Raw genomic sequence first — 2302 nt, forward strand, 5'->3', positions numbered from 1 at the left:
AGCTGGTGGCGCGGGGCGAGCTCTTCGCCAAGACGAATTACGGCCAGAACCTGCTGCGCCTCGCCCGCGAGCACGACGCCGCGCCGCCGGCCTGACGCCGGGGCGGCGGGGAACGATGCGGACCGGCGGGTGATTGCCCAGGCACACCCGCCCGCACCGTGGAGTTCCCCATGCGCCGCCTCGCTCTCGTGCTCGCCGCCCTCACCGCGCTCGGCGGTCCTGCCCAGGCGCTCGACGGCGACCAGAAGACGCCAACCCGCGGGCCCGAATTCACCGGCGTGCCGAAGGACGCGGTGCTCAGCTACAACCTGATCGGTCTCAACGTGGTCGATGGTCAGCAGAACAGCGTCGGCGAGATCAAGGACATCGTCATCGAGAACGGCAAGCTCGCCGGCTACATCCTGTCGGTCGGCGGATTTCTCGGCGTGGGTGAGCGCTACGTGGCGGTGAAGCCCGAGTCCGTCGCGCTCGGCTACGACGCCGACGGCAAGAAATGGAAAGCCATCATCGGCGCGAGCAAGGATCAGCTGAAGGCCGCGCCGGAGTTCAAGTACGAGGGCAAGTTCAACCGGACCTGAGTCCGACCGGAACGGGGTCAGGCCGGAGCCGAGGCTTCCGGGCGCTGACCCGGCTCGGGGCCCATCCGACGCCGGTCGTGCTCCATGGCGAAGACGTGGGCGTAGAGGTTGGCCACCCAGCGCCGCCCCTCGACGGTCGCGTCGAGGGCACGGATGCCGTCGCCGAGCACCGGCTCGACCTTCGACCAGAAGAAGGCCGGGTAGCCCACCGCGAGGTCGGCTGGATCGGCGTAGCCGAACTCCTTGTCGAGGCCGACCTCCGCGAACTCCCGGAACAGCGCGTTGAGCTTGCGCGGATAGAGCGGATCGCCGAGCTGCCCGATCAGGTCGGCGGCGCGCAGGAGGCCGGCCTCGCTCCCGGTCTCGGCGTGGTCGGCGTCGTGCGGCACGGGAAAGCGCGTCAGCTCGATCGCCCGCACCACGCGCTCGGCGTCCACGAGGTCGTGCCCGCCGAAGCGCTCCCGCACGGCGATCTTCGAGCGCTCGACGTGCCACGGGGCCAGCGCCGCGTCGGAGGCGCCGCGCGGCAGGGCGACGGTGTTGCCCGCCGCATCGACCACGTAGCGCCCCGGCCCGTCGCCGGAGCAGATCCCGCGCACGTAGCCGATATCGTGGTAGAGCGCGGCCAGGATCGCGTGCAGCCACGCCTCCGGCCCGACCGAGTGGCTGACGAAGCGCCCACGCAGGATGTCCTGCATCACCAGGGCGACGAGCGCGGTGTGGTCGGCGTCGTGGTAGAGCGCGTCGCTGCCGACAAGCCGCTCGATGGTGAGCCGCGCCGCCTCGTCGATCACCTCCGCGTAGCGGGGCTCGCGGCTGCCGAACATGCGCGTGTAGGTGTGGGCGAGGTGGTGACCCAGCGCGTTCGCCAGGAGCTGCGTCAGTTCCAGCATGACCCGTCCGGCACCGGTCCAAGGCCGGAAAGCGCCGGCCCGCTGAGCGACAAGTCGGAGCCGCGGCGGCGGTTGCAGGGGAGCGTGGTCGGGTCCGCGGAACTTCCCATCACGCGGCGCCGTTCGATGCTGTACGATCGCCTCACCGGACCAAGAGGTTTCCATGCTACGCGCCCGCACCGCACTCCTCGCCGCCGCCCTCGCGGTCGGCGCACCCGCTGCGGCCCTCGCCTTCGGCGGCAACAGCGATGCCGGCAGCGGACTCTCGCCCTACGCCGCCCTCAACGGCAACGACCGCTCCGCCGGCGTGAACAACGGCAACTACCGGCCGCCGCGCTTCGACCCCTACGTGCAGACCTACGGCTACGAGGACGAGCCGCGGGTCTACCGGCGCGCCCCCGACCGGCGGCCCGCCTACGGCTACCCCTACTGAGCCGACGGCGCCGGCCGGTCCCCGGACCGGCCGGATCCATGTTCGGCTCAGCCCGCCCGGCCGTCGCCCATGCCGCCCTGCAGGCGCGAGAGCTGGGCGATGTGCAGGTCGATCAACGGCATCGCTCCGCGGGCGATGCGGCGCAGGCCCGGATCCTCGCCGGTCTGCGCATAGGCGCCGTGGATCATCCGGGCCTCGCGATGGCCCTGGAGCGAGGCGGCCACGAAGGTCGCGTCGTATTGCGGGCCCGGCTGCAAGCCGGTGAGCTGTTCGAGGATCTGCGCCTTCTGTGCGTCGGTGGTCATGCCGCCCGGCTGACCGGCACCGCCCGGGATCCCGAGCGCCCCGCCCGCGATGCCGGTCGCGGCGCCGACGGCGCCCCCCGCAACCGCCAGCGG

At 72.1% G+C, this 2302-nt stretch carries 4 protein-coding genes; 2 read left to right on the forward strand and 2 right to left on the reverse strand.

Going from position 1 to position 2302, the window contains the following annotated elements; translation table 11 throughout:
* The first annotated feature begins 170 nt into the window (after window positions 1–170).
* Complete coding sequence (locus tag AX737_RS30150) at window positions 171–578, forward strand: PRC-barrel domain-containing protein (RefSeq protein WP_066927715.1); 408 nt, start codon at window positions 171–173, stop codon at window positions 576–578.
* A gap of 17 nt (window positions 579–595) precedes the next feature.
* On the opposite strand, the gene AX737_RS30155 is transcribed toward AX737_RS30150, so the two are convergent.
* Window positions 596–1471 carry a metal-dependent phosphohydrolase gene (locus tag AX737_RS30155; protein WP_066927717.1) on the reverse strand — a complete coding sequence of 292 codons (876 nt, stop codon included), beginning with the start codon at window positions 1469–1471 and terminating at the stop codon, window positions 596–598.
* A 163-nt stretch (window positions 1472–1634) separates the two neighbouring features.
* Here AX737_RS30155 and AX737_RS30160 point away from each other — a divergent pair, with 163 nt between their 5' ends.
* Window positions 1635–1904 carry a hypothetical protein gene (locus tag AX737_RS30160; RefSeq protein WP_066927719.1) on the forward strand — a complete coding sequence of 90 codons (270 nt, stop codon included), beginning with the start codon at window positions 1635–1637 and terminating at the stop codon, window positions 1902–1904.
* A 47-nt stretch (window positions 1905–1951) separates the two neighbouring features.
* Here AX737_RS30160 and AX737_RS30165 read toward each other — a convergent pair.
* Window positions 1952–2302 (reverse strand): DUF4142 domain-containing protein (locus AX737_RS30165; protein WP_156454055.1); only part of this gene is annotated, 351 nt, incomplete at its 5' end.

Source organism: Methylobacterium sp. CCH5-D2 (genome assembly GCF_001556475.1).
Lineage (GTDB): Bacteria > Pseudomonadota > Alphaproteobacteria > Rhizobiales > Beijerinckiaceae > Methylobacterium > Methylobacterium hispanicum.